1 protein-coding gene is annotated in these 1031 nt (G+C 71.6%); it reads left to right on the top strand.

Annotated features, from left to right (window positions below; all coding sequences use genetic code 11):
* The coding region (locus AX735_RS18940) for a lytic transglycosylase domain-containing protein (protein ID WP_066283443.1) at positions 1 to 853 on the top strand (853 nt) is incomplete at its 5' end.
* Positions 854 to 1031 lie beyond the last annotated feature (178 nt).

Genomic DNA, 1031 nt, shown 5'->3' with positions numbered 1-1031 from the left:
CGTCCCGCTCGGTCGCAGGCCGGCCGGCGCGCGCAGCGAAGGTCAAGGGCGGCCCTCGGCCGGCGCTTCGCGCGCACCCTTTACCGGAGCGAGCACGCTGGCAGGCTGGCGGCGGAGCCGGGGCGTGTCGGCCGCCTTGCTCGCGGTCCTGCTGCTGCTCGCACCGAGCGCTGCGCCCGTCGCCGCGCGGGCGCAGGACGCGCCCGCCGAGAGAGCGGCCGCGCGCCATCCCTATGCCGCCCATGTCGCCGACGCAGCAGGGCGCTTCGGAATCCCCGAACGCTGGATATGGGCGGTCATGCGCGTCGAGAGCAACGGCGATGTCCGCGCCGTTTCGTCGGCCGGAGCGATGGGCCTGATGCAGATCATGCCCGCGACATGGGCCAGCCTGCGCGCACGCTATGGGCTTGGGGCTGACCCCTACGACGTGCGCGACAACATCATGGCGGGCGCGGCCTATCTGCGCGCGATGCACGACCGCTACGGCAACGCGACGGCGATGCTGGCAGCCTATAACGCGGGGCCGGGCCGCTACGACGAATATCTGTCGCGCGGTCGTCCGCTGCCCGTCGAGACCCGCGCCTATCTCGCAAAGCTGGCGTCGATCACCGGTGGTTCGGACGACACTCGGCTTGCCGCCGCGCCGCTGCCCGATCCCTTCGCTTGGCGCCGCGCTGCGCTGTTCGCGGTGCGGCCGGGCGCGGTTTCGCCTGCGCCGCGATCCGCCGATCGCACGGTATCCCAGGTGCCGCCGGAAGGGCCGGCCGACGACCGCGCCGGGCTTGTCATGGCCGATGCCGCGTCTCCCTCCAACGGCCTGTTCGTCCCGCTTTCCGGGCGGCCTCCGCCGTGAGCGGCTTTCGCGCGCTCTGGCGGGTTTCGGCGCAGGCTTTCGCAGCGCCGGAAGGGAGCAGGGCTGTCTTTCTGAAGGGGGAAGGTCGAGGGCAAGATAAAGGGCGGCAATGTGCGGAGCCCCTGCGCCTCGGTTGTGGCCTTGATTCTCAAGGCTTTCGGGCATTGCTGCGCAATGT

Origin of the sequence: Blastomonas sp. CCH1-A6 (genome assembly GCF_001556365.1) — a bacterium.
GTDB lineage: Bacteria > Pseudomonadota > Alphaproteobacteria > Sphingomonadales > Sphingomonadaceae > Blastomonas > Blastomonas ursincola.
Note: the sequence above shows the minus strand (reverse complement) of the source record. Positions and strands in the feature narration are given on the sequence as shown.